Origin of the sequence: Pseudorhodoferax sp. Leaf267 (assembly GCF_001422405.1) — a bacterium.
Classification (GTDB): domain Bacteria; phylum Pseudomonadota; class Gammaproteobacteria; order Burkholderiales; family Burkholderiaceae_C; genus Pseudorhodoferax.
Window position 1 is genome coordinate 559,166 of sequence record NZ_LMMV01000012.1, and the last position, 20,497, is coordinate 579,662.

Annotated in this window: 18 protein-coding genes; 14 read left to right on the top strand and 4 right to left on the bottom strand. The window is 66.9% G+C overall.

Going from position 1 to position 20,497, the window contains the following annotated elements; translation table 11 throughout:
• Window positions 1-25 precede the first annotated feature (25 nt).
• The 3 genes from ASF43_RS14400 to ASF43_RS14410 all read right to left on the bottom strand — a co-directional run bounded on the left by ASF43_RS14400 (window position 26) and on the right by ASF43_RS14410 (window position 3,463).
• Window positions 26-1,480: a VWA domain-containing protein gene (locus tag ASF43_RS14400; protein ID WP_056182182.1), complete on the bottom strand. Its 1,455-nt coding sequence runs from the start codon at window positions 1,478-1,480 to the stop codon at window positions 26-28.
• Between the two features lie 56 nt (window positions 1,481-1,536).
• Window positions 1,537-2,352: an AAA family ATPase gene (locus ASF43_RS14405; RefSeq protein ID WP_235578252.1), complete on the bottom strand. Its 816-nt coding sequence runs from the start codon at window positions 2,350-2,352 to the stop codon at window positions 1,537-1,539.
• 73 nt (window positions 2,353-2,425) lie between these two features.
• Window positions 2,426-3,463 (bottom strand): aliphatic amidase, encoded by a 1,038-nt coding sequence (locus ASF43_RS14410; protein ID WP_056182185.1) that lies wholly within the window; start codon window positions 3,461-3,463, stop codon window positions 2,426-2,428.
• 164 nt (window positions 3,464-3,627) lie between these two features.
• Between ASF43_RS14410 and urtA (ASF43_RS14415) the strand changes: the two genes are divergently transcribed.
• The 14 genes from urtA (ASF43_RS14415) to urtE (ASF43_RS14480) all read left to right on the top strand — a co-directional run bounded on the left by urtA (ASF43_RS14415) (window position 3,628) and on the right by urtE (ASF43_RS14480) (window position 18,427).
• A complete protein-coding gene (gene urtA / locus ASF43_RS14415) occupies window positions 3,628-4,881 on the top strand; it encodes an urea ABC transporter substrate-binding protein (protein ID WP_056182187.1) in 1,254 nt (417 codons plus the stop codon).
• Between the two features lie 124 nt (window positions 4,882-5,005).
• A complete protein-coding gene (urtB, locus tag ASF43_RS14420; RefSeq protein ID WP_056182189.1) occupies window positions 5,006-5,920 on the top strand; it encodes an urea ABC transporter permease subunit UrtB in 915 nt (304 codons plus the stop codon).
• A gap of 156 nt (window positions 5,921-6,076) precedes the next feature.
• Window positions 6,077-7,285, top strand: coding sequence for an urea ABC transporter permease subunit UrtC (urtC, locus tag ASF43_RS14425; protein ID WP_056182192.1), 1,209 nt, complete (start codon window positions 6,077-6,079; stop codon window positions 7,283-7,285).
• Window positions 7,286-7,302: 17 nt separating this feature from the next.
• The gene (urtD, locus tag ASF43_RS14430; protein ID WP_056182195.1) at window positions 7,303-8,046 is read left to right on the top strand and encodes an urea ABC transporter ATP-binding protein UrtD; all 744 of its coding nucleotides are present in this window, start codon (window positions 7,303-7,305) and stop codon (window positions 8,044-8,046) included.
• A 13-nt stretch (window positions 8,047-8,059) separates the two neighbouring features.
• Window positions 8,060-8,749: an urea ABC transporter ATP-binding subunit UrtE gene (urtE, locus tag ASF43_RS14435; protein ID WP_056183415.1), complete on the top strand. Its 690-nt coding sequence runs from the start codon at window positions 8,060-8,062 to the stop codon at window positions 8,747-8,749.
• A 22-nt stretch (window positions 8,750-8,771) separates the two neighbouring features.
• The gene (fmdA, locus tag ASF43_RS14440; protein ID WP_056182198.1) at window positions 8,772-10,001 is read left to right on the top strand and encodes a formamidase; all 1,230 of its coding nucleotides are present in this window, start codon (window positions 8,772-8,774) and stop codon (window positions 9,999-10,001) included.
• Between the two features lie 195 nt (window positions 10,002-10,196).
• The gene (locus ASF43_RS14445) at window positions 10,197-10,520 is read left to right on the top strand and encodes a hypothetical protein (protein ID WP_056182202.1); all 324 of its coding nucleotides are present in this window, start codon (window positions 10,197-10,199) and stop codon (window positions 10,518-10,520) included.
• An 80-nt stretch (window positions 10,521-10,600) separates the two neighbouring features.
• On the top strand, window positions 10,601-10,945 hold the full coding sequence (locus ASF43_RS14450; protein ID WP_056182205.1) for a zinc ribbon domain-containing protein: 345 nt from the start codon (window positions 10,601-10,603) through the stop codon (window positions 10,943-10,945).
• Between the two features lie 147 nt (window positions 10,946-11,092).
• Window positions 11,093-12,352 carry a putative Na+/H+ antiporter gene (locus ASF43_RS14455; RefSeq protein ID WP_056183417.1) on the top strand — a complete coding sequence of 420 codons (1,260 nt, stop codon included), beginning with the start codon at window positions 11,093-11,095 and terminating at the stop codon, window positions 12,350-12,352.
• Window positions 12,353-12,487: 135 nt separating this feature from the next.
• The gene (gene urtA / locus ASF43_RS14460; RefSeq protein ID WP_056182208.1) at window positions 12,488-13,750 is read left to right on the top strand and encodes an urea ABC transporter substrate-binding protein; all 1,263 of its coding nucleotides are present in this window, start codon (window positions 12,488-12,490) and stop codon (window positions 13,748-13,750) included.
• A 278-nt stretch (window positions 13,751-14,028) separates the two neighbouring features.
• A complete protein-coding gene (gene urtB, locus ASF43_RS14465) occupies window positions 14,029-15,576 on the top strand; it encodes an urea ABC transporter permease subunit UrtB (protein WP_056182211.1) in 1,548 nt (515 codons plus the stop codon).
• Window positions 15,577-15,581: 5 nt separating this feature from the next.
• Window positions 15,582-16,811: an urea ABC transporter permease subunit UrtC gene (gene urtC, locus ASF43_RS14470; protein ID WP_235578253.1), complete on the top strand. Its 1,230-nt coding sequence runs from the start codon at window positions 15,582-15,584 to the stop codon at window positions 16,809-16,811.
• Window positions 16,808-17,680 (top strand): urea ABC transporter ATP-binding protein UrtD, encoded by an 873-nt coding sequence (urtD, locus tag ASF43_RS14475; protein WP_056182214.1) that lies wholly within the window; start codon window positions 16,808-16,810, stop codon window positions 17,678-17,680. Before urtC (ASF43_RS14470) ends, urtD (ASF43_RS14475) begins: the two co-directional genes overlap by 4 nt.
• Window positions 17,681-17,734: 54 nt before the next feature.
• Window positions 17,735-18,427 carry an urea ABC transporter ATP-binding subunit UrtE gene (gene urtE, locus ASF43_RS14480; RefSeq protein WP_056182218.1) on the top strand — a complete coding sequence of 231 codons (693 nt, stop codon included), beginning with the start codon at window positions 17,735-17,737 and terminating at the stop codon, window positions 18,425-18,427.
• Between the two features lie 231 nt (window positions 18,428-18,658).
• Here urtE (ASF43_RS14480) and ASF43_RS14485 read toward each other — a convergent pair whose 3' ends face one another.
• Window positions 18,659-20,473 carry an adenylate/guanylate cyclase domain-containing protein gene (locus ASF43_RS14485; protein ID WP_056182221.1) on the bottom strand — a complete coding sequence of 605 codons (1,815 nt, stop codon included), beginning with the start codon at window positions 20,471-20,473 and terminating at the stop codon, window positions 18,659-18,661.
• Between the last annotated feature and the right edge of the window lie 24 nt (window positions 20,474-20,497).

The following is a 20,497-nucleotide window of genomic DNA, read 5'->3' on the forward strand; positions in this document are numbered from 1 at the left end:
CCCGCCCCCGGTCAGCGCGGGCAACCTAGCGCCCCAGCACCGTGCGCTGCAGCCGCTCCGCGGTCGTCACGGCGCCGAGCAGATGCAGGCAGGCCGCGCCGAACACAGGGCACAGCTCCGCCCAGCCGCTTGCATCCGGCGTGACGCAGCGCGCGTGCACACCGGCCGCGCGCAGCGCGTCCACGGCGTGCCGCGCATCGTGCAGCAGGTGGCCGGCTTCGTAGACGTCGATGTCCCAGGGCTGCCCGTCGCTGAACAGCAGCAGGCTGCGGCGTGGGCCGGGCTCTGCGGCCAGCAGCGTGTGGGCATGGCGCAGGGCTGCGCCCAGGCGCGTGGAGTGGCGCACCGGCAGGGCGGCCAGGGCTTGCGCGTCGCAAGGTGCGCCGAAGGCTACGGCGCGCCAGTAGGCGACCGCCGCCCGCCCGTTCGACGAGAAGCCGTGCACGGCCACGCGCGCGCCCTGTGCCGCGAGCTGGCGGGCCAGCCGCAGCGCGGCCTGCTGCTGGGCCGCCTGCACGGTCTGCCGGCCGGCGCCCCAGGGCGCCAGGGTGGATTGCGACAGGTCGAGCAGCAGCAGCACGCTGGCGCGCGTGGCGCGGGCCGGGCGGTGGAACAGGCGCGTGTCCCAGGCCTGGGCGCGGCGCCGGTCCACCAGCGCGGCCACGGCGGCCTGCAGGTCCAGCGTCTCGCCTTCGGTACCGAGCGCGGGCCGCGCGCGGGGCGGCGCTGGTGGGCGCGCGTGCAGCGTGCGCTCCTGCACGCGGCACCAGTCCGGGCGCCACAGGCCCGCTCGCGCGTGCCATTCGCCATACGGCAGTTCGCGCAGGACGGCGGCGGTCGGCGCGGCAGGGGCTTGCACGGCGGCGCCAGCCTGCGCCGGCAGCGGCTCGGCGTCCGTGCAGCGGCCGTGGTCCCACAGGTAGCTGTGGTCGTCGCGGTAGGCGGCCTGCGGGCGGTAGGCCGTGTCGAAGGGCACGCGCATCTGGCCCAGCATGTTGGCCAGCACCAGCGCGCACTGGGCGAAGTCGGCCGCCGGCGCCCCGGCAGGCAGCGACCAGAACGCCTGTTGCGCGCGCTGCACCCAGTGGTGGCCGTCCCGGGCCTGCGGGTCGGCCAGCACACGGTCGAGCCGGTTCATCAAGGCCGTGAAGCCCAGGCCCTGCGGGGCCTCGCGCGGCAGTCCGGCGGCAAACCAGCGGCGCACGCCGGGCAGGGCGGCGACCAGCAGCCGTTCGACGCGCGCGTCCTCGACGGCGGACAGCACGGCCAGGGCCAGCGGCTTGCGGCCGCGTGCGTCCTGTCCGGCGCGTGAATGCAGCAAATGCGCCGCGGCGTGGGCGATGGCGGCCTGGCGCTCGGCGGGTGCGGCGCTCGCTGGCAGCAGCAACTGCGTGGGCGCCAACACGGGCTGGGCCAGGCCGGCGTGTTCGGCGACCGGCGTGTCGCGCCCTGCCAGCGCGCGCAGCAGCAGGCAAAGCATCTCAGGCCTGCCTTGCTCCCTCTCGCACAGGGCGGGGGGCCGCATCGCGCCGCCACTCACGGATACAACGCATCCACCAGCGCCCGCAGCGCCTGCACGCGCTCGGGCGCATCGGACCAGGCCTGCACCAGCGCCAGCTCGCAGGCCCAGCGTGGCGCCAGGCCCTGCACCATGAGCTGTGCCGTGCGCACCAGCATGCGCGTGGACAAGGCCTCGGCCGCCTCGGCGTCCAGCGCGCGCGTGCGTTCGGCCAGGCCCACCAGGCGCATGGCGGCCTCGTGCGCCAGGCCCGACTCGTGCACCACGATGGCGACCTCGGCCACGACGGGCGGGGGCGTGAAGGCCAGCGCCACCAAGCGCTGCCGCGTGGCCGGCCGCAGGTCGCGGCCTGGCTGCGGGTTGTACGAGACCACGAGCTGGAAGCGCGGATGCGCCGCCAACAGCTCGCCGTTGCGCTCCAGCGGCAGCACGCGCCGCGTATCGGCCAGCGGGTGCAGCACGGTCAGCGCATCGGGCCGGGCCTCGATGAGTTCGTCCAGGTAGCACAGGCCGCCGTGACGCACGGCCAGCGTGAGCGGGCCGTCCTGCCAGCGCGTGCCATCGGCGTCGATGAGCCAGCGGCCCAGCAGGTCGCCGGCCGTCATGTCCTCGTGGCAGGCCACCGTGACGAGCGGCAGGCCCAGCGCATGCGCCATGTGCTCCACGAAGCGCGTCTTGCCGCAGCCGGCCGGGCCCTTGAGCAAGAGCGGCAGGCGCAGCGCATGGGCCGCGCGGAACTGCGCCACCTCGTCGCCCACGGCCAGGTAGTAGGGCGCGCGCGCCACGCGCCACTCGGCCAGCGCGTCCGCCTCCACTTCGGCCAGCGCGCTCACGGTTGCACCCTGCGGCCTGCGGCCCGTCCTGCCAAGCGGGAGCGCGCTGGCCTGGGGCGGCCCGGCGCGGCGCTCAACGGTGCTCCGGCAGGCTGTGCGGAATGCCCTCGATCGGGCATTCCGGCGTGCCCGGCGTGCCGCGCGTGAAGGCCTCCACCTTCTTGCGCGTGCCCTCGGGGTCGTTGATCCAGTCCGCGTAGAAGCCATACGGGCAGGCTGCCACGCCGTGCATGTCCTCGCCCGAATTTATCTTGCCGGTATAGCCGCGGTGCAGCAGCTTGTAGAGGTGGTTCTGCGACTGGCCGTTCCTGCGCGCGTCGCGGATCAGGTGCATCGACAGCTCGGCGTAGTTGATGCCCATCTCTTCCTCGCCGCACTCGCCCAGCGTGCGGCCGTCGAAGCCGATCAGCGCCGAGTGGCCGAAATACGAGTACACGCCGTCGAAGCCCGTGGCGTTGGCCACGGCCACGTAGCAGTTGTTCATGAAGGCCATGGCCTTGGCCACCAGCACCTGCTGCTCCTTGGCCGGGTACATGTAGCCCTGGCAGCGCACGATGAGCTCGGCGCCCTTCATCGCGCAGTCGCGCCAGATCTCGGGGTAGTTGCCGTCGTCGCAGATGATGAGGCTGATCTTCAGGCCCTTGGGGCCGTCGCTCACGTAGGTGCAGTCGCCGGGGTACCAGCCCTCCACCGGCACCCAGGGCATGATCTTGCGGTACTTCTGCACGATCTCGCCCTGGTCGTTCATGAGGATCAGGGTGTTGTAGGGCGCCTTGTTCGGGTGCTCTTCATGGCGCTCGCCGGTCAGCGAGAACACGCCCCACACCTTGGCCTGGCGGCAGGCCGCGGCAAAGATCTCGGTCTCTTCTCCCGGGATCGTCGCGGCGGTCTCGTACATCTCCTGGGCGTCGTACATGATGCCGTGCGTCGAGTACTCGGGGAACACCACCAGGTCCATGCCCGGCAGGCCGCGCTTCATGCCGACCAGCATCTCGGCGATCTTGCGCGCATTGGCCAGCACCTCCGCCTTGGTGTGCAGCCGCGGCATCTTGTAGTTGACGACGGCCACGCCGACGCCGTCCTTGCTGCTCGAAATGTCGCCGTGGCGCATGCGTGACTCCTGCGGTTGAGATCGGGCAGCCAGTGTTGGGCCGCGCGCTGCAAAGCGCACTACGTTGAATGACGTATTCGTCCGACGCGCCGCACCGCATACCTTCTGTTGCACCGCAGCACACCACCTTCCGTGCTGCCCCGTTCAACCAAAGGAGTGTGTCGATGTCCGCTGATTCCCGTCCCGATTCCGTCCTGCGCCGGCGCATGCTGCAGATGGCGGCCATGTCGCCGCTGGCCGGCCTGTCGGCTGCCGCGCTCGCGCAGCAGTTCCCCACGGCCAAGGTCAACACCACCAAGCTGGCCGTCACCGACACCGAGGTCACCGTCGGCCAGCTGCATTCGGCCAGCGGCACCATGGCGATCTCCGAGACCGGCTCGATCCAGGCCGAGCAGCTCGCCATCGACCAGATCAACGCCATGGGCGGCATCCTGGGCCGCAAGATCAAGGTGATCAAGGAAGACGGCGCGTCCGACTGGCCCACCTTCGCCGAGAAGAGCAAGAAGCTGCTCGTCAACGACAAGACCGCCTGCGTCTTCGGCTGCTGGACCAGCGCGTCGCGCAAGGCCGTGCTGCCGGTGTTCGAGAAGGAGAACGGCCTCCTGTACTACCCCACCTTCTACGAAGGCCTGGAGCAGAGCAAGAACGTGATCTACACCGGCCAGGAGGCCACGCAGCAGATCATCTGGAGCCTGGACTGGGGTGCGAAGGAGAAGAAGGCCAAGACCTTCTTCTTGGTCGGCTCCGACTACATCTGGCCGCGCACCTCGATGAAGATCGCGCGCAAGCACATCGAGACGGTGGGCAAGCTGGGCAGCGTGAAGGGCGAGGAGTACTACCCGCTGGGCCACACCAACTTCAACTCGCTGATCAACAAGATCAAGGTGGCCAAGCCCGACTGCATCTTCGCGGCCGTGGTGGGTGGCTCCAACGTGGCCTTCTACAAGCAGCTCAAGGCCGCCGGCATCACGGGCGACAAGCAGTTCCTGCTGACGCTGTCGGTCACCGAGGACGAGATGACCGGCGTGGGCGGCGAGAACTTCGCCGGCTTCTACTCGTCGATGAAGTACTTCCAGTCGCTGGACAACGAGAACAACAAGAAGTTCGTCGAGGCCTTCAAGGCCAAGTACGGCAAGGACGCCGTGATCGGTGACGTGACGCAGGCCGGCTACCTCGGCCCCTGGCTGTGGAAGGCCGCGGTCGAGAAGGCCGGCAGCTTCGACGTGGACAAGGTCGTCGCCGCATCGCCCGGCATCGAGCTCAAGACCGCGCCCGAAGGCTACGTGAAGCTGGACGCCAACCACCACCTGTGGAGCAAGGCGCGCATCGGCCAGGGCCAGAAGGACGCGAGCTTCAAGGTCGTGGCCGAGTCGTCGGAGCTGATCAAGCCCGATCCCTTCCCCAAGGGCTACCAGTAAGCACCGAGACCCTCACCCCGACCCTCTGCCGCGAGCGGGAGAGGGAGCGACTCCAGAATCCTCGCCCCCTCGGGGGAGAGGGCAGGGTGAGGGGGCAGCCCCGCCAACCGACAGAGATCCACACATGACCCTTTCCGACATGTTCAACATCGGCCTGATGCAGGGCTTCGCGGGCCTGTCGCTGTTCGCCGTGCTGCTGCTGATGGGGCTGGGCCTGGCCATCATCTTCGGCCAGATGGGCGTCATCAACATGGCGCATGGCGAGTTCATGGCGATTGGCGCCTACACCATCTACATGGCTTCGACCTTCACCGAGAGCCACTGGCCCGGGGCCATCGCGGTGTACTTCCCGATCGCCATCGTGCTGGCCTTCTTCGTCGCCTTCTTCTTCGGCTGGATCATGGAATGGGCCCTGATCCGCCACCTGTACAAGCGCCCGCTGGACACGCTGCTGGCCACCTGGGGCGTGAGCCTGGGCCTGCAGCAGTGCTTTCGCACCTTCATCGGCCCCAAGGAGGTCAGCCCCACGCTGCCCGAGTGGCTGATGGGCGCCTGGGCCCCCATCGAGGGCGTGGACATCCCGCTCAACGGCCTGTTCGTGCTGGCGCTCACGGCGCTGGCCACGGGCGGCGTGCTGCTGGCCATGCACAAGAGCCGCTGGGGTTTGCGCGTGCGCGCCACGGTCAGCAACCGCGTGATGGCCAACGCCACGGGCATCGACACCATGAAGACCGACCGGCTCACCTTTGCCATCGGCTGCGGCATCGCCGGCGTGGCGGGCGCGGCCTTCACCACCATCGGCTCCACGGGGCCGACCTCTGGCTCGCTCTACATCGTCGACGCCTTCCTGGTCGTCACCTTCGGCGGCGCGGCCAGCCTGTTGGGCACGGTGGTCTCGGCCTTCGGCATCGCGCAGACGCAGTCCATCACCGAGTTCTTCATGACCGGCTCCATGGCCAAGGTGCTGACGCTGTCCTTGATCGTGCTGATTCTGATGATGCGGCCGCAGGGTCTCTTCGCTTCCAAAGTCCGTCGGTAGCCATGACCCACCCTCGTTTCTTGCGCACTGCGTGTAGCCGAATCCTCCCCCAGGGGAGCAACACCAGCGGCCCGGCAAAGCCGCTTCCGCGGTGTTCTCCGCATGGCTCGGCTGTGTGGTCCATGCCGTTTCCTTTGATCTGAATTGGAGCCACAGATGGACTCTCTCAAAGCACTGATCCACCGCTACCAGCTCGGCAGCGTGCTGTTGCTCACGCTGTTCCTGGCGGTCGTGCTGCCGCTGTCGCTGGACATCTTCCGGCTCAACCTGGTCGGCAAATACCTGACCTATGCCTTCGTCGCCGTGGGCCTGGTCATGGTCTGGGGCTATGGCGGCGTGCTGAGCCTGGGGCAGGGCGTGTTCTTCGGCCTGGGCGGCTACGCCATGGCCATGTTCTTGAAGCTCGAAGCCTCGGACCCGGAGACCACCAAGATCCAGTCCACCCCCGGCATTCCGGACTTCATGGACTGGAACCAGATCACCGAGCTGCCGCTGATGTGGCTGCCGTTCAAGAGCCTGCCGCTGACCTTGATCCTGGTCGTGGCCGTGCCCATGGCGCTGGCCTGGCTCATCAGCTTTGCGATGTTCAAGCGGCGCGTGGGCGGGGTCTACTTCGCCATCATCACGCAGGCCGTGGCGCTGATCCTCACGGTGCTGATCGTGGGCCAGCAGGGCTACACGGGCGGCGTGAACGGCATGACCGACCTGAAGACCCTGGCCGGCTGGGACACGCGCACCGACAGCGCCAAGACCATCCTGTACTTCGTGTGCGTGGCGCTGTTGATCGCCAGCATCGTGCTGTGCCGCTGGATCCAGACCAGCAAGCTCGGCACGCTGCTCCTGGCCATGCGCGACAAGGAAGACCGTGTGCGCTTCTCGGGCTACGACGTGGCCAACTTCAAGGTGTTCACGTTCTGCCTGGCGGCTGCTCTGTCGGGCATCGGTGGGGCGCTGTTCACGCTGCAGGTGGGCTTCATGTCGCCCACGCTGGTCGGCATCGTGCCCTCCATCGAGATGGTGATCTACGCGGCGGTGGGCGGGCGCATGAGCCTGGTCGGTGCGGTGTATGGCGCGATCCTCGTCAACGCCGGCAAGACGCTGTTCTCCGAGAGCTTTCCCGACCTGTGGCTGTTCCTCATGGCAGCCCTGTTCATCGGCGTGACCATGGCCTTCCCGATGGGCCTGGCCGGGCTGTGGGACGAGAAGATCCGCCCCTGGTGGCGCGAGCGCAGTGCGGCGCGCAAGGCCTATGGCGACAAGGTCGTGGCCGCCAAGACGGCGCCGCACGCTGCATCGGTGGCCGCGGCCGTGGCCGTGGCCGAGCAGGCCCAACCCGAAGCCGGCCTGCATGGCCAGCGCGCCTGACCCTCCGAAAGCCCCCCATGAGCAACACCGACTTCGCCCTGGCCGTGGAAGACCTCACGGTCTCGTTCGACGGCTTCAAGGCCATCGACACGCTGACGCTGTACGTGGACAGGAACGAGCTGCGCGTGATCATCGGCCCCAACGGCGCCGGCAAGACCACGCTGCTGGATCTGATCTGCGGCAAGACCAAGGCCAGCAGCGGCAGCATCAAGTTCAACAACACCGAACTCACGGGCATGGCAGAGCACAAACGCGTGCGGCTGGGCATCGGCCGCAAGTTCCAGACACCGTCGATCTACGAGAACCTCACGGTGTTCCAGAACCTGGAGGTGTCCTACCCGTCGGGCCGCTCGGTGTTCGGCGCGCTGGCCTTCCAGTGCACCGACAAGATCAAGGCCGCCGTGCAGGCCGTGGCCGAGGACATCTTCCTGGCCGACAAGCTCGGCACCGAGGCCGGCTTGCTGTCGCACGGCCAGAAGCAGTGGCTGGAGATCGGCATGTTGCTGATGCAGGAGCCCGAGCTCTTGATGCTGGACGAGCCGATTGCCGGCATGAGTTCGCGCGAGCGCGAGCTGACGGCCGAGCTGCTGCAGCGCATCAGCAACAACCGCGCGGTGATCGTGATCGAGCACGACATGGATTTCGTGGCGCAGATCGCGCACAAGGTCACCGTGATGCACCAGGGAAAGATCCTCGCCGAAGGGCCGATGGACCAGGTGCAGGCGGACCCGAAGGTCATCGACGTTTACCTGGGGCATTGACATGACCATTGAAATTCTCAAGGTCGAAGACATCCACACAGCCTACGGCCAGAGCGAGGCGCTGCACGGCATCTCGTTCGTGGGCCACGCCAACGAGACGGTCGCCATCATGGGCCGCAACGGCATGGGCAAGACCACGCTGTTCAAGAGCCTGATGGGCATCCTGCCGCTCAAGAGCGGGCGCGTCGAAGTGGCGGGGCAGGACGTGTCCAAGGACGAGAGCTTTCGCCGCGTGGCCAAGGGCATCGCCTACGTGCCGCAGGGCCGCATGATCTTTCCCACGCTGACGGTGGAAGAGAACATCCAGACCGGCCTGCAGAGCAGCCCCAGCCTGCGCGTGCCCGACGAGATCTACGCGCTGTTCCCCGTGCTGTTCGACATGAAGGGCCGCAAAGGCGGCAACCTGTCGGGTGGGCAGCAGCAGCAGCTGGCGATTGCGCGCGCACTCGTCACCAACCCCAAGGTGCTGCTGCTCGACGAGCCGACCGAGGGCATCCAGCCTTCCATCATCAAGGACATCGCCAAGGCGCTGAACGAGATCCGGCGCATGAAGGGCATCACGATCGTGGTGTCCGAGCAGGTGCTGAGCTTCGCGATGGACGTGGCCGACCGCTTGTTCGTGATCGAGGGCGGCCGACTCGTGCACGAGACCGCGCGCGACAAGACCGACATCGCGCACATCAAGAAATACCTTTCCGTCTGAACGTCAACCAAGGAGAAATGACATGGCCGAAACCCTGATCAAGGTCGACCTGACCCAGCCCGCACCCAGCAACGAGAACGTGCACAACCGCTGGCATCCCGACATTCCCATGGCCTGCTGGGTCAAGCCCGGTGACGACTTCATCCTGGAAACCTACGACTGGACCGGCGGCTTCATCCAGAACAACGACAGCGCCGACGACGTGCGCGACATCGACCTGACGACGGTGCACTACCTGAGCGGCCCGGTGGGCGTGAAGGGCGCGCAGCGCGGCGACCTGCTGGTGGTGGAGCTGCTGGACATCGGCGCCAAGGACGACAGCCCCTGGGGCTTCAACGGCTTCTTCAGCAAGAAGAACGGCGGCGGCTTCCTGACCGAGCACTTTCCGCAGGCGCAGAAGTCGATCTGGGACTTCCACGGCATGTTCACCACTTCGCGCCACATCCCCGGCGTGAAGTACGCGGGCCTGATCCACCCCGGCCTCATCGGCTGCCTGCCCGACCCGGCCATGCTGGAGACCTGGAACACGCGCGAACAGGCGCTGATCGATTCCGACCCCGCCACCAGCGGCCTGGCCAACCCGCCCTTTGCGGGCACGGCACACATGGGCAAGCTGACCGGCGACGCCGCCGCCAAGGCCGCGGCCACGGGCGCGCGCACCGTGCCACCGCGCGAGCACGGCGGCAACTGCGACATCAAGGACTTGTCGCGCGGCTCCAAGATCTTCTTCCCGGTCTACGTGGACGGCGCGGGCCTGTCGGTGGGCGACCTGCACTTCAGCCAGGGCGACGGCGAGATCACCTTCTGCGGCGCGATCGAGATGGCCGGCTGGGTACACATGAAGGTCAGCCTGATCAAGGGCGGCATGGCCATGTACGGCATCAAGAACCCGATCTTCAAGCCCAGCCCCATCGTGCCGACCTACAACGACTACGTGATCTTCGAAGGCATCAGCGTGGACGAGAGCGGCAAGCAGTACTACCTGGATGTGAACGTGGCCTACCGCCAGGCCTGTTTGAATGCCATCGAGTACCTGAAGAAGTTCGGCTACTCGGGCGCGCAGGCTTATTCCATCCTGGGCACTGCGCCCGTGCAGGGCCATATCAGTGGCGTGGTCGACGTGCCCAACGCCTGCGCCACGCTGTGGCTGCCGACGCAGATCTTCGAGTTCGACATCAACCCTAGTGCTGCTGGGCCTACGAAGTTCATCGATGGGTCGGTGCAGATGCCGCTGTCGCCGGATCTGAGCTGACTCCGACCCTGCTCCACGGGCGCCGCTGTCGTGCTCCCCTCCCCCCTCGCGGGGGAGGGGCCGGGGGAGAGGGGGCCGCAGAACAGGCGCAGTGCTTGCGGCCGATGCCGACCCCCCTCTCCCCAACCCTCTCCCGCGAGGGGAGAGGGAGCAAGACAGGCCCGGGTCTCAACCGCCACGGCATGATCTGCGCCCATGCCCCGGCCCCACTACCACGTCTACGTCGTCCAGCTTGCCGACCCGGTGTGGAACAGCGCGCGCTTTCGGCGCGCCAACCCCGGCTACCAGCTCGGCAAACCCTTCGTCTACGTCGGCATGACAGGCCTGGACCCGGACATCCGCTTCGACAAGCACAAGGCCGGCATCCAGGCCAACCGCTTCGTGATGCTGTATGGCGAACGCCTGCTGCCCACGCTGTACGAGCGCTACAACCCCATGGCCTACGAGCCCGCGCGCGAGATGGAGGTGGAGCTCGGCATCCGGCTTCGTGCGCTCGGCTACGGCGTCTGGCAGGGTTGAACTACGTTGTTTGACGTAGTGCCTGTCGCCGCCGTACTGCGCAGAATGTTCCTGACTTCCCCACAGAACTGGACCTGCCGATGCCCACTTACGACTACGACTGCCCCGGCTGTGGCGGCTTCGACGCCATCCGCAGCCTAAGCCAGCGCAATGAGCCTGCCGCCTGCCCGGATTGCGGCGCGGCTTCCCTGCGCGTGTTCGTGAGCGCGCCGCGCCTGGCCCTGATGGACGGCGGCACGCGCGCCGCCATCGGTGTGAACGAGCGCGCGCGCCACGAGCCCAAGAGCTCGCGCGACTACCAGCGCATGCGGCATCCGGCCGGATGTGGCTGCTGCAGCACCAGCGGCAAGCGCTCGGCCACGGTGACGGCGCCGAGCGGGGCCAAGGCGTTCCCGAGCAAGCGGCCCTGGATGATCAGCCACTGAGCGGCTGCGCGGGCCTGGCGGCTTGTCCCTGGCCCGGTAGGGTGCAATGGCGCGTTGCCTATGATGTGCGTCGGGTGGCGTGCCATGTCGGCGGGTCAGGTTCATGCGAAGGTCGGGCCGCCTCGCGGATCGTTGACGCCCGACCCCATGGAACACACCACCATCCAGACCATCGCCGCGACCCTGTTCGCGCTCGCCCTGGTCCACACCTTCGCCGCCAAGCAGTTCGAGCGGCTGTCGCACCGTTACCCCCGCCATGCCGGCCTGTTCCACCTGCTCGGCGAGGTCGAGGTGGTATTTGGCTTCTGGGCCATCGTGCTGGTGCTCGCCATGGCCGTGGTGGCAGGAGGTGGGCCGGCGCTGCAATACGCCGAGTCGCGCAACTACACCGAGCCGCTGTTCGTCTTCGTCGTGATGGTGGTGGCCGCGTCGCGGCCCATTCTGCTGACCGTGGTCGCCGTGGTCGACCGGCTGGCGCGGCTGTCGCCGTTGCCCACGCCGCTGGCCACGGCCTGGCTGGGCCTGGCGGCCGTGCCGCTGCTGGGCTCGCTGATCACCGAGCCGGCGGCCATGACCATCGCTGCGCTGATGCTGGCGCCGCAGATCTTCCGCCCGCAGGTGCCCGAGCCCGTGAAGTACCTGGCGCTCGGCGTGCTGTTCGTGAACGTGTCCATCGGCGGCACGCTGACCTCGTACGCGGCGCCGCCCGTGCTGATGGTGGCCCAGACCTGGAACTGGGACAGCGCCTTCATGTTCGCGCAGTTCGGCTGGAAGGCGGCCATCGCAGTGCTCATCAACGCCACGGTAGCGGCGTGGGCGCTGCGTCAGCACCTGGCCGGTGTGGCGCTGCCCAAGGATTCGTCCCCGGCGAGCGGCATGCCGTTGACGGTGGTGGCGGTGCACATCGCGCTCCTGGCCGGCATCGTGCTCATGGCGCACCACCCGGTCGCGTTCCTGGCGCTGTTCCTGATGTTCATGGGCTACACGCAGGCCTACGACAAGCACCAGAGCCCGCCGATCCTGAAGGAGGCGCTGCTGGTGGCCTTCTTCCTGGCCGGTCTGGTGGTGCTGGGCGGCATGCAGGCGTGGTGGCTGCAGCCGCTGGTCTCCAGCCTGGAGCCGCTGGCGCTGTTCTTCGGCGCGCTGGGGCTGACCGCCATCACAGACAACGCCGCGCTGACCTACCTGGGCTCGCTGATCGTCGGCATTTCCGACGAATCCAAGTACATGCTGGTGGCTGGTGCCGTAGCCGGTGGCGGCCTGACCGTGATCGCCAACGCGCCCAACCCGGCGGGCGTGGCGCTGCTCAAGCGCGGCTTCGCCGACGAAACGGTCAGCGCCGGCGGGCTGCTGCTGGGCGCGCTGGGACCGACGCTGGTGGCGGCGGCGGCGTTCATGTTGCTTTGAAGGCCTGCCAGCCGTACGCCACCTGGCGTATAGGCCCGCCACCGGGTTCTCCCTAGGATCACCCCTGTCCGTCAGACACCGCCCACAGCGCTGTAGGACGAACCAGATCCATCCAACCACCGGGAGCTTTTCCAGATGCAACGTCGCTTCACCCTCAAGGCCGTCACTGCGGCTGCCGTCTTCGCTGGCTTTGCCGCCGTTCCCGCCTTCGCCCAGGACACGATCAAGGTCGGCGTGCTGCACAGCTTGTCGGGCACCATGGCGATCTCCGAGACCGTGCTCAAGGACACGGTGCTGATGGCCATCGACGAGATCAACGCCAAGGGCGGCGTGCTCGGCAAGAAGCTCGAGCCCGTGGTCGTCGACCCCGCCTCCAACTGGCCGCTGTTCGCCGAGAAGACCAAGCAGCTGCTCGGCCAGGACAAGGTGGCCGTGATGTTCGGCTGCTGGACCTCCGTGTCGCGCAAGTCCGTGCTGCCCGTCGTCGAGGAAATGAACGGCCTCTTGTTCTACCCCGTGCAGTACGAGGGCGAAGAGCTGTCCAAGAACGTGTTCTACACGGGCGCAGCCCCCAACCAGCAAGCCATCCCCGCGGTGGACTACCTGATGAGCAAGGCCGGTGGCGGCGCCAAGCGCTGGGTGCTGCTGGGCACCGACTACGTGTACCCCCGCACCACCAACAAGATCCTGCGCGCGTACTTGAAGAGCAAGGGCGTGGCCGACAAGGACATCGACGAGAAGTACACCCCGTTCGGCCACAGCGATTACCAGACCATCGTGGCCGACATCAAGAAGTTCTCTGCCGGCGGCAAGACGGCGGTGGTCTCCACCATCAACGGCGACTCCAACGTGCCGTTCTACAAGGAACTGGGCAACGCGGGCCTGAAGGCCAAGGACGTGCCGGTCGTCGCCTTCTCCGTGGGTGAAGAAGAGCTGCGCGGCGTGGACACCAAGCCGCTGGTGGGCCACCTGGCCGCCTGGAACTACTTCCAGTCGATCAAGAACCCCGAGAACACTGCCTTCATCAAGAAGTGGAGCGACTACGCCAAGGCCAAGAACATCGCCGGCCACAAGGACAAGCCGCTGACCAACGACCCGATGGAAGCCACCTACATCGGCGTCTACATGTGGAAGCAGGCCGTCGAGAAGGCCAAGTCCACCGACGTGGACAAGGTCATCGCCGCCATGGCCGGCCAGACCTTCAAGGCACCGTCGGGCATCGTGTCCAAGATGGACGAGAAGAACCACCACCTGCACAAGTCGGTGTTCATCGGCGAGATCAAGGCCGATGGCCAGTTCAACGTGGTGTGGAAGACGCCCGGCCCTGTGCAGGCCAAGCCCTGGAGCCCGTACATCGAAGGCAACGACAAGAAGAAGGACGAGCCAGAAAAGAAGTAACACCCCCCAGGCGGCTCCGCCGCTCCCCCCTCCTGCTGCGCGAAGGGGGGCACACCCAGCGGCCTGGCAGAGCCAGTTCCGCGGGTGTCCACGAACGGGCTTCGCTGCGCTCGCCTTGGACGGTGTGTTCATGGCAGCTGCTGGCGATTGCGCGTCGCGGAGATGGCATCGCACGGCACGAAAAGGGGCTTTGCGCCCCTTTCTCACAACAGGGAGTACTTCAATTGCGACGCTGGACACGAAAGCTATGCGCCGGGCTGGCGCTGTGGGGGGCGGCCATGCTGCCGGCCCACGCACTGACGGATGCGCAGGCCCATGCGATGGCGGCCGGCGAAGCCGAGACGCGCATCGAGGCCATCGCCAAGGCCGTGACGGCCGCGGTGGAGCAGGCCGACGAGAAGACCGCCGCCTTCCTGCAGGCGCTGTCGGACGACGCGGTCAAGACCACGGCGGACAAGGCCATCGTGCTCAAGGACGACAAGGGCTATGACCCCGTGACCGGTGCCGAAGTGAAGGTGCCCGACGACGCCGAAGACGTCATCAACAACAACCTGATGCGCAGCGAGCTCGAAGTCGCGCTGGCCGCGCTGCAGATCGTGAACCCCGACGAGCAGGTGCGCGGCGACGCCGTGAACGCACTGCTGAAGGCGCCATCCGAGGCGCGCCTGCCGCTCATCGAGAAAGCCCTGGCTGCCGAGAAGAACGCCGCGATCCGCGCCAAGCTGGAACTTGCCCGCTCGGCCTCGCAGCTCGGCAGCGCCGACCCGGCCAAGCGCCTGATCGCTGCCAAGGCCCTGGCCGACAGCAAGACGCCCGACACCAAGCTGCTGCTCAACGAGCGCATGGCCGAGGAAGAGGACGCGGCCGTCAAGAAGCAGCTCGAGGCCTCGATCAGGAGCATCGACGAAGGCCTGGTCTGGGGCGAGCGCCTGGGCCAGGCGTTCACGGGCATCAGCCTGGGCAGCATCCTGCTGCTGGTGGCGCTGGGCCTGGCCATCACCTACGGGCTGATGGGCGTGATCAACATGGCGCATGGCGAGCTCATGATGATCGGCGCCTACGCCACCTACCTCATGCAGGGCGTGTTCCAGCGCTGGCTGCCCGAGTCGGCGTTCGGCTGGTACCTGGTGGCTGCGATCCCGGTGTCGTTCCTCGCGTCGGCCCTGGTGGGCGCGGCGCTGGAGCGCAGCGTGATCCGCTTCCTGTACGGCCGCCCGCTCGAAACACTGCTGGCCACCTGGGGCATCAGCCTGATGCTGATGCAGCTGGTGCGCAACCTGTTCGGCGCGCAGAACGTCGGCGTGGAAAACCCCGCCTGGATGAGCGGCGGCATCCAGCTGCTGCCCAATTTGATGCTGCCCTGGAACCGCGTGCTCATCATCCTGTTCGCGGCCCTGGTGCTGGCCGGCGTGGCCTTCCTGATCGGCAAGACGCGGCTGGGCCTGTTCGTGCGCGGCGTCACGCAGAACCGGCCCATCGCCTCCTGCATGGGCGTGAATACGGCGCGCATCGACACCTATGCGTTCGCGCTGGGCTCGGGCATCGCCGGGCTGGCCGGCTGCGCGCTGAGCCAGGTCGGCAACGTGGGGCCCGACCTGGGCCAGAGCTACATCGTCGACTCGTTCATGGTCGTGGTGGTCGGCGGCGTGGGCCAGCTGGCCGGCACCGTGTACGCGGCCATGGGCCTCGGAATCCTGAACAAACTGTTCGAAGGCTGGGCCGGCGCCGTGCTGGCCAAGATCGCGGTGCTCGTGTTGATCATCGTCTTCATCCAGAAGCGCCCGCAGGGCATCTTCGCGATGAAGGGCCGCAGCGCGGAGGCATGAACACCATGGACACATCGACTTCCTCCCTCGAAAAAGCCATGGCCGCCGAGGCCGGTGCCGAAGTGGCCGTGGCACCACCGGAGCGCATCGAGCGGCCCGCCGGTGTCTCCGGCGCCGCGGCGCGCGCCAACCTGCCGCAGCGGCCCCCGCTGCTGAGCGGCAAGGGCTGGGCCGGCTTCCTGGTGGCGCTGATCGTGATCTGCGCCGTGGCGCCGCTCATGAACCTGGTCGTGCCCGCCGGCAGCCCGCTGCACATGAGCGACTACGCGGTTGCCCTGGTCGGCAAGATCATGTGCTTTGCCATCGCCGCGCTGGCCATGGACCTGATCTGGGGCTACACCGGCATCCTGTCGCTGGGCCATGGGCTGTTCTTCGCGCTGGGCGGCTACATGATGGGCATGTACCTCATGCGCCAGATCGGGCTGGACGGCAACTACAAGAGCGAGCTGCCGGACTTCATGGTCTTCCTGGACTGGAAGGAACTGCCCTGGCACTGGACCTTCAGCGGCTCCTTCGTCGCCCAGATGATCCTGGTGGTGGCGGTGCCGGGCCTGCTGGCCTTCGTGTTCGGCTTCTTCGCGTTCCGCTCGCGCATCAAGGGCGTGTACTTCTCCATCATCACGCAGGCGATGACGTTCGCGGCCATGCTGCTGTTCTTCCGCAACGAGACGGGCTTTGGCGGCAACAACGGCTTCACCGACTTCAAGCGCATCCTCGACGTGCCGATCGCCACGCCCCACATGCGCATGATCCTGTTCGTGACCACGGGGCTGGTGCTGCTGGGCTTCTTCCTGTTCGCGCGCTGGCTGGTGCAGAGCAAGTTCGGCCGCGTGCTGCAGGCCATCCGCGACGCGGAAACGCGCGTGATGTTCTCGGGCTACAACCCGGTGGCCTACAAGCTCACCATCTGGACCATCTCGGCCATGATGTGCGGCGTGGCCGGCGCGCTGTACGTGCCGCAGGTCGGCATCATCAACCCCGGCGAGATGAGCCCGCCCAACTCCATCGAGATCGCCATCTGGGCCGCCGTGGGCGGGCGCGCCACGCTGATCGGCCCCATTCTGGGTGCCTTCATCGTCAACGGCGCCAAGAGCTGGTTCACGGTCGCGTTCCCCGAGTACTGGCTGTACTTCCTGGGCGCGATCTTCATCGGCGTCACGCTGTGGCTGCCGCAGGGCGTGGTGGGCCTGATCCGCAAGATCGCGGCCCGTGGCAAGACGGGAGAGCGCGCATGACGCCGGACCTGATGGAAGAGGGCGCGCGGCGCCTGTCGCGCACCATGGCGCCCGAGCAGGGCAAGACCGAATCGGGCGGCCGCGAGGCCGGCTTCTCGCGCATCGCGGTGCCGGGCGAGGTCGACGTCACGCACGGCCGCATCCTGTACCTGGAAGACGTGCACCGCTCGTTCGACGGCTTCAAGGCCATCAATGGCCTCTCCCTGGACATCGCCCCCGGCGAGCTGCGCTGCATCATCGGCCCCAACGGCGCCGGCAAGACCACGATGATGGACATCATCACTGGCAAGACCCGGCCCGACAAAGGCACGGTGTTCTTCGGCAGCACCATCGACCTGTTGCGCCACAACGAGCCCGAGATCGCTCAGCTGGGCATCGGCCGCAAGTTCCAGAAGCCCACGGTGTTCGAGCAGCTCACGGTGTTCGAGAACCTGGAGCTGGCGCTCAAGACCGACAAGCGCGTGAAGCCCTCGATGCTGCACCGGCTCGACTCGGCGCAGAGCGACCGGCTGGCCGAGATCCTGCACACGATTCACCTGGCCGACAGCGTGCGCCGCATGTCGGGCAATCTCAGCCACGGCCAGAAGCAGTGGCTGGAGATCGGCATGCTGCTGATGCAGGACCCGAAGTTGCTGCTGCTCGACGAGCCCGTGGCCGGCATGACGGATGAGGAAACTGCACGCACGGCCGAGCTGTTCCTCACGCTCAAGGGCAAGCATTCGCTGATGGTGGTGGAGCACGATATGAGCTTCATCCGCACCATCTCGGAGATCGTCACCGTGCTGTGCGACGGCGCGGTGCTGGCGCAGGGCACGCTGGACGAGGTGCAGGCCGATGAGCGTGTGATCGAGGTGTACCTTGGCCGCTGAATTTTCTTGTTCCCTCTCCCGCGAGCGGGAGAGGGCTAGGGTGAGGGCTCTTCCATGCTGAATGTCAACAACGTCAACCAGTACTACGGCGGCTCGCACATCCTGCGCGACGTGAGCCTCAAGGCCGAGCTCGGCAAGGTCACCGTGCTGCTGGGCCGCAACGGCGTGGGCAAGACCACGCTGCTCAAGTCGCTGATGGGCCTGGTGCCCATCAAGACCGGCAGCATCCAGTTCGACGGCAAGTCCATCGAGCGCACCACGCCCTACGAACGCGCGCGCGCCGGCATCGGCTTCGTGCCCCAGGGCCGCGAGATCTTCGCGCGCCTCACGGTCGAGGAAAACCTGCGCATGGGCCTGGCCTACAAGAGCGGCAGCACGCCCGTGCCGGCCGAACTGTACGAGCTGTTCCCGGTCCTGAAGCAGATGCTGAACCGCCGAGGCGGCGACCTCTCGGGCGGCCAGCAGCAGCAACTGGCCATCGCGCGCGCCCTGGCGCCCAAGCCCAAGCTCTTGATCCTGGACGAGCCCACCGAAGGCATCCAGCCCAGCATCATCAAGGACATCGGCCGCGTGATCCGCATGCTGGCCGACTGCGGCGACATGGCCATCCTGCTGGTGGAGCAGTACTACGACTTCGCCGAGGAACTGGCGGACGAGTACCTGGTGATGGAGCGTGGCGTGTTCATCGCGCGTGGGCCGGGGAGTGAGATGCAGGAGAAGGGGATTCGGCAGCTGGTGGCGATTTGAGGGGGTGCTCTGCCAGTTCGTGTCACGGCCCGCGTTCGCGTTTGCCTGGTGACCTGAGCCGACCCGCTTCGGGATTGACCACCACGCACGCGCGATAGCGAAGGCCGACGCATGGCTGTGCAGGGCGGCTCTGCCACACAGCGCTAGTCATGGCCTGCGCGCCTGCTGCCGCGTTGAAGCCACACGCAACTGACGATCTGCTGTCTGTCGGCGGCGCAGGTCGTGCGTGCGCTACGCAGGGAGCTGCGTGCGTTCGAACGCGCGCAAGAACAGCGCGAGGTCTGCCCGCTTCTGCACCGCATAAGAGCCCTCGAAGCGAGCAATTCGAAACGTTGGCTCTGCACGCAGCATTCTTGCGGCCAAGGTGCAGGCCTCCTGCTCTCGACCGCCATGCACAAGAGCCGTGATGAGCATGCGATGCCCGGCAGTGAAGTTCGGGTTGACCTGCAACATCCGTTGCCCCCACTGCACCGCGCTGTCGAACCTTCGCCCGAGCAGGTTCGCCAGCGTCAGTGATGCACAAACATACATGTTGGCGTGCGGATCGGTCGAGCCGACTTTCAGCGCCAGACGGCTGCTCTTCAGCGCTGCTTCGGGGTGCCCGCTGTAGCACTGCGCCAAGCCCATGACACTCCATCCAAGCATCGATGCGGGATTTTTGTGGAGAGCCCGACCCATTAGGTCCATGGCGAGTTTGCTGTCACGGAGCAAAAAGCCGGTCACATGTCCCGAGATCGTCAACGCGAGAGGATTTCCAGGATCGTGATCCAGGGCCTTGTCAATCAACCGACTGGCAGCAGCCGTATCGGCTGCGGGGTTGGGCGACATGCCCTGGCCTACCTTGAGCAAATACCACCAGGCGTGCCATGCATACGCGTCTGCGCAAGCTGGATTCAATTTGTACGCTCGGCGAAGGAAGGTCGGCGCGGACAGGAACTCCCTCGTGGTGAGTTTCTGGATCAGGGGCATGGCTCGGACAATGCAGTCCTTGGGTTCCAGTTCGTCGAAAGGCCGTTGCACCACTCGGGCCCGCTCGGCGCCTTGGATGACTGACTGGATAACGCGTGTCACGCCGCGCACGATCTTGTCCTCCAGGCCGAACGGGTCGTCGAAGTGCCCTTCGAACGTCTCTGCCCAGATGATGCTGAGCGTTCCCGATTCGAAGATTTCCATCGTCACGCGGATGCGTCCGTCGCTGCGCCGCGCAACGCCGCTGATGCCGTACTGGGCGTCCAGACCTTTGAGAAGCGACCAGACATCCGCGGGACTGCTGGGAGCATCGCGCAGCTCCGCCGTGGAGCAGACGCGCAGGTCATGGGCGCGCGACAGCGCAGACGTCAGTTCTGCCACGATGCTCTCGCCGATGGGTTCGAGATCTGCCCCCGCTGCGGCCGATCTGATGCGCACGATCGCAATCCGATGCTTCAGATATTCGTTGGACGCGACACACGAATTCAGTCCAGCATGGACGACTCGCCCGGGCGTGGTTCTGAGTCGAAACACGTGCACGGGACGGGCGAGATTCTTCAGCCGGTGCGGCCCCAGATCTTCGAACCGGAAGGGCAGCAAGCGCTCGGCTTCGTCGCGGACTGGTTTGGAGACCAGCACACCGCCGACCGGCGACAGGGTTTCCAGGCGGAATGCCACGTTCACGCCATGCCCTTCGAACTGCGTGCCAGCCACCAGCGGCACATCGCCCAGATGGATGCCGATCCGCAACTGGATGGAGGGCCCGGTGGAGCGTGTCGCGCTGCCCGCAAATTTCGCCTGGAGGTCAGCCGCACACTGGACCGCATGGACGGCGCTGTCGAACGTGATCAGCAGACCGTCGCCGCGCCGCTCCAGTACCGTGCCGCGGTGTTCGGACACCGAAGCCTCCAGTACTTCGCAGCGCAGCCGGTGCCAGGCTTCGAGCGTGCCCGGCTCGTCAAGTTCGACGAGCTTGCTGTAGCCGGCGACATCGACTGCCATGATGGCGAACAGACGGCGAGGGAAACTCACAATCTTCGCAGCTGTCTCGGGAAGGTTGGCAAGCTGAGTGTTCACCTTTGCATCCCGACAGCTTGACTT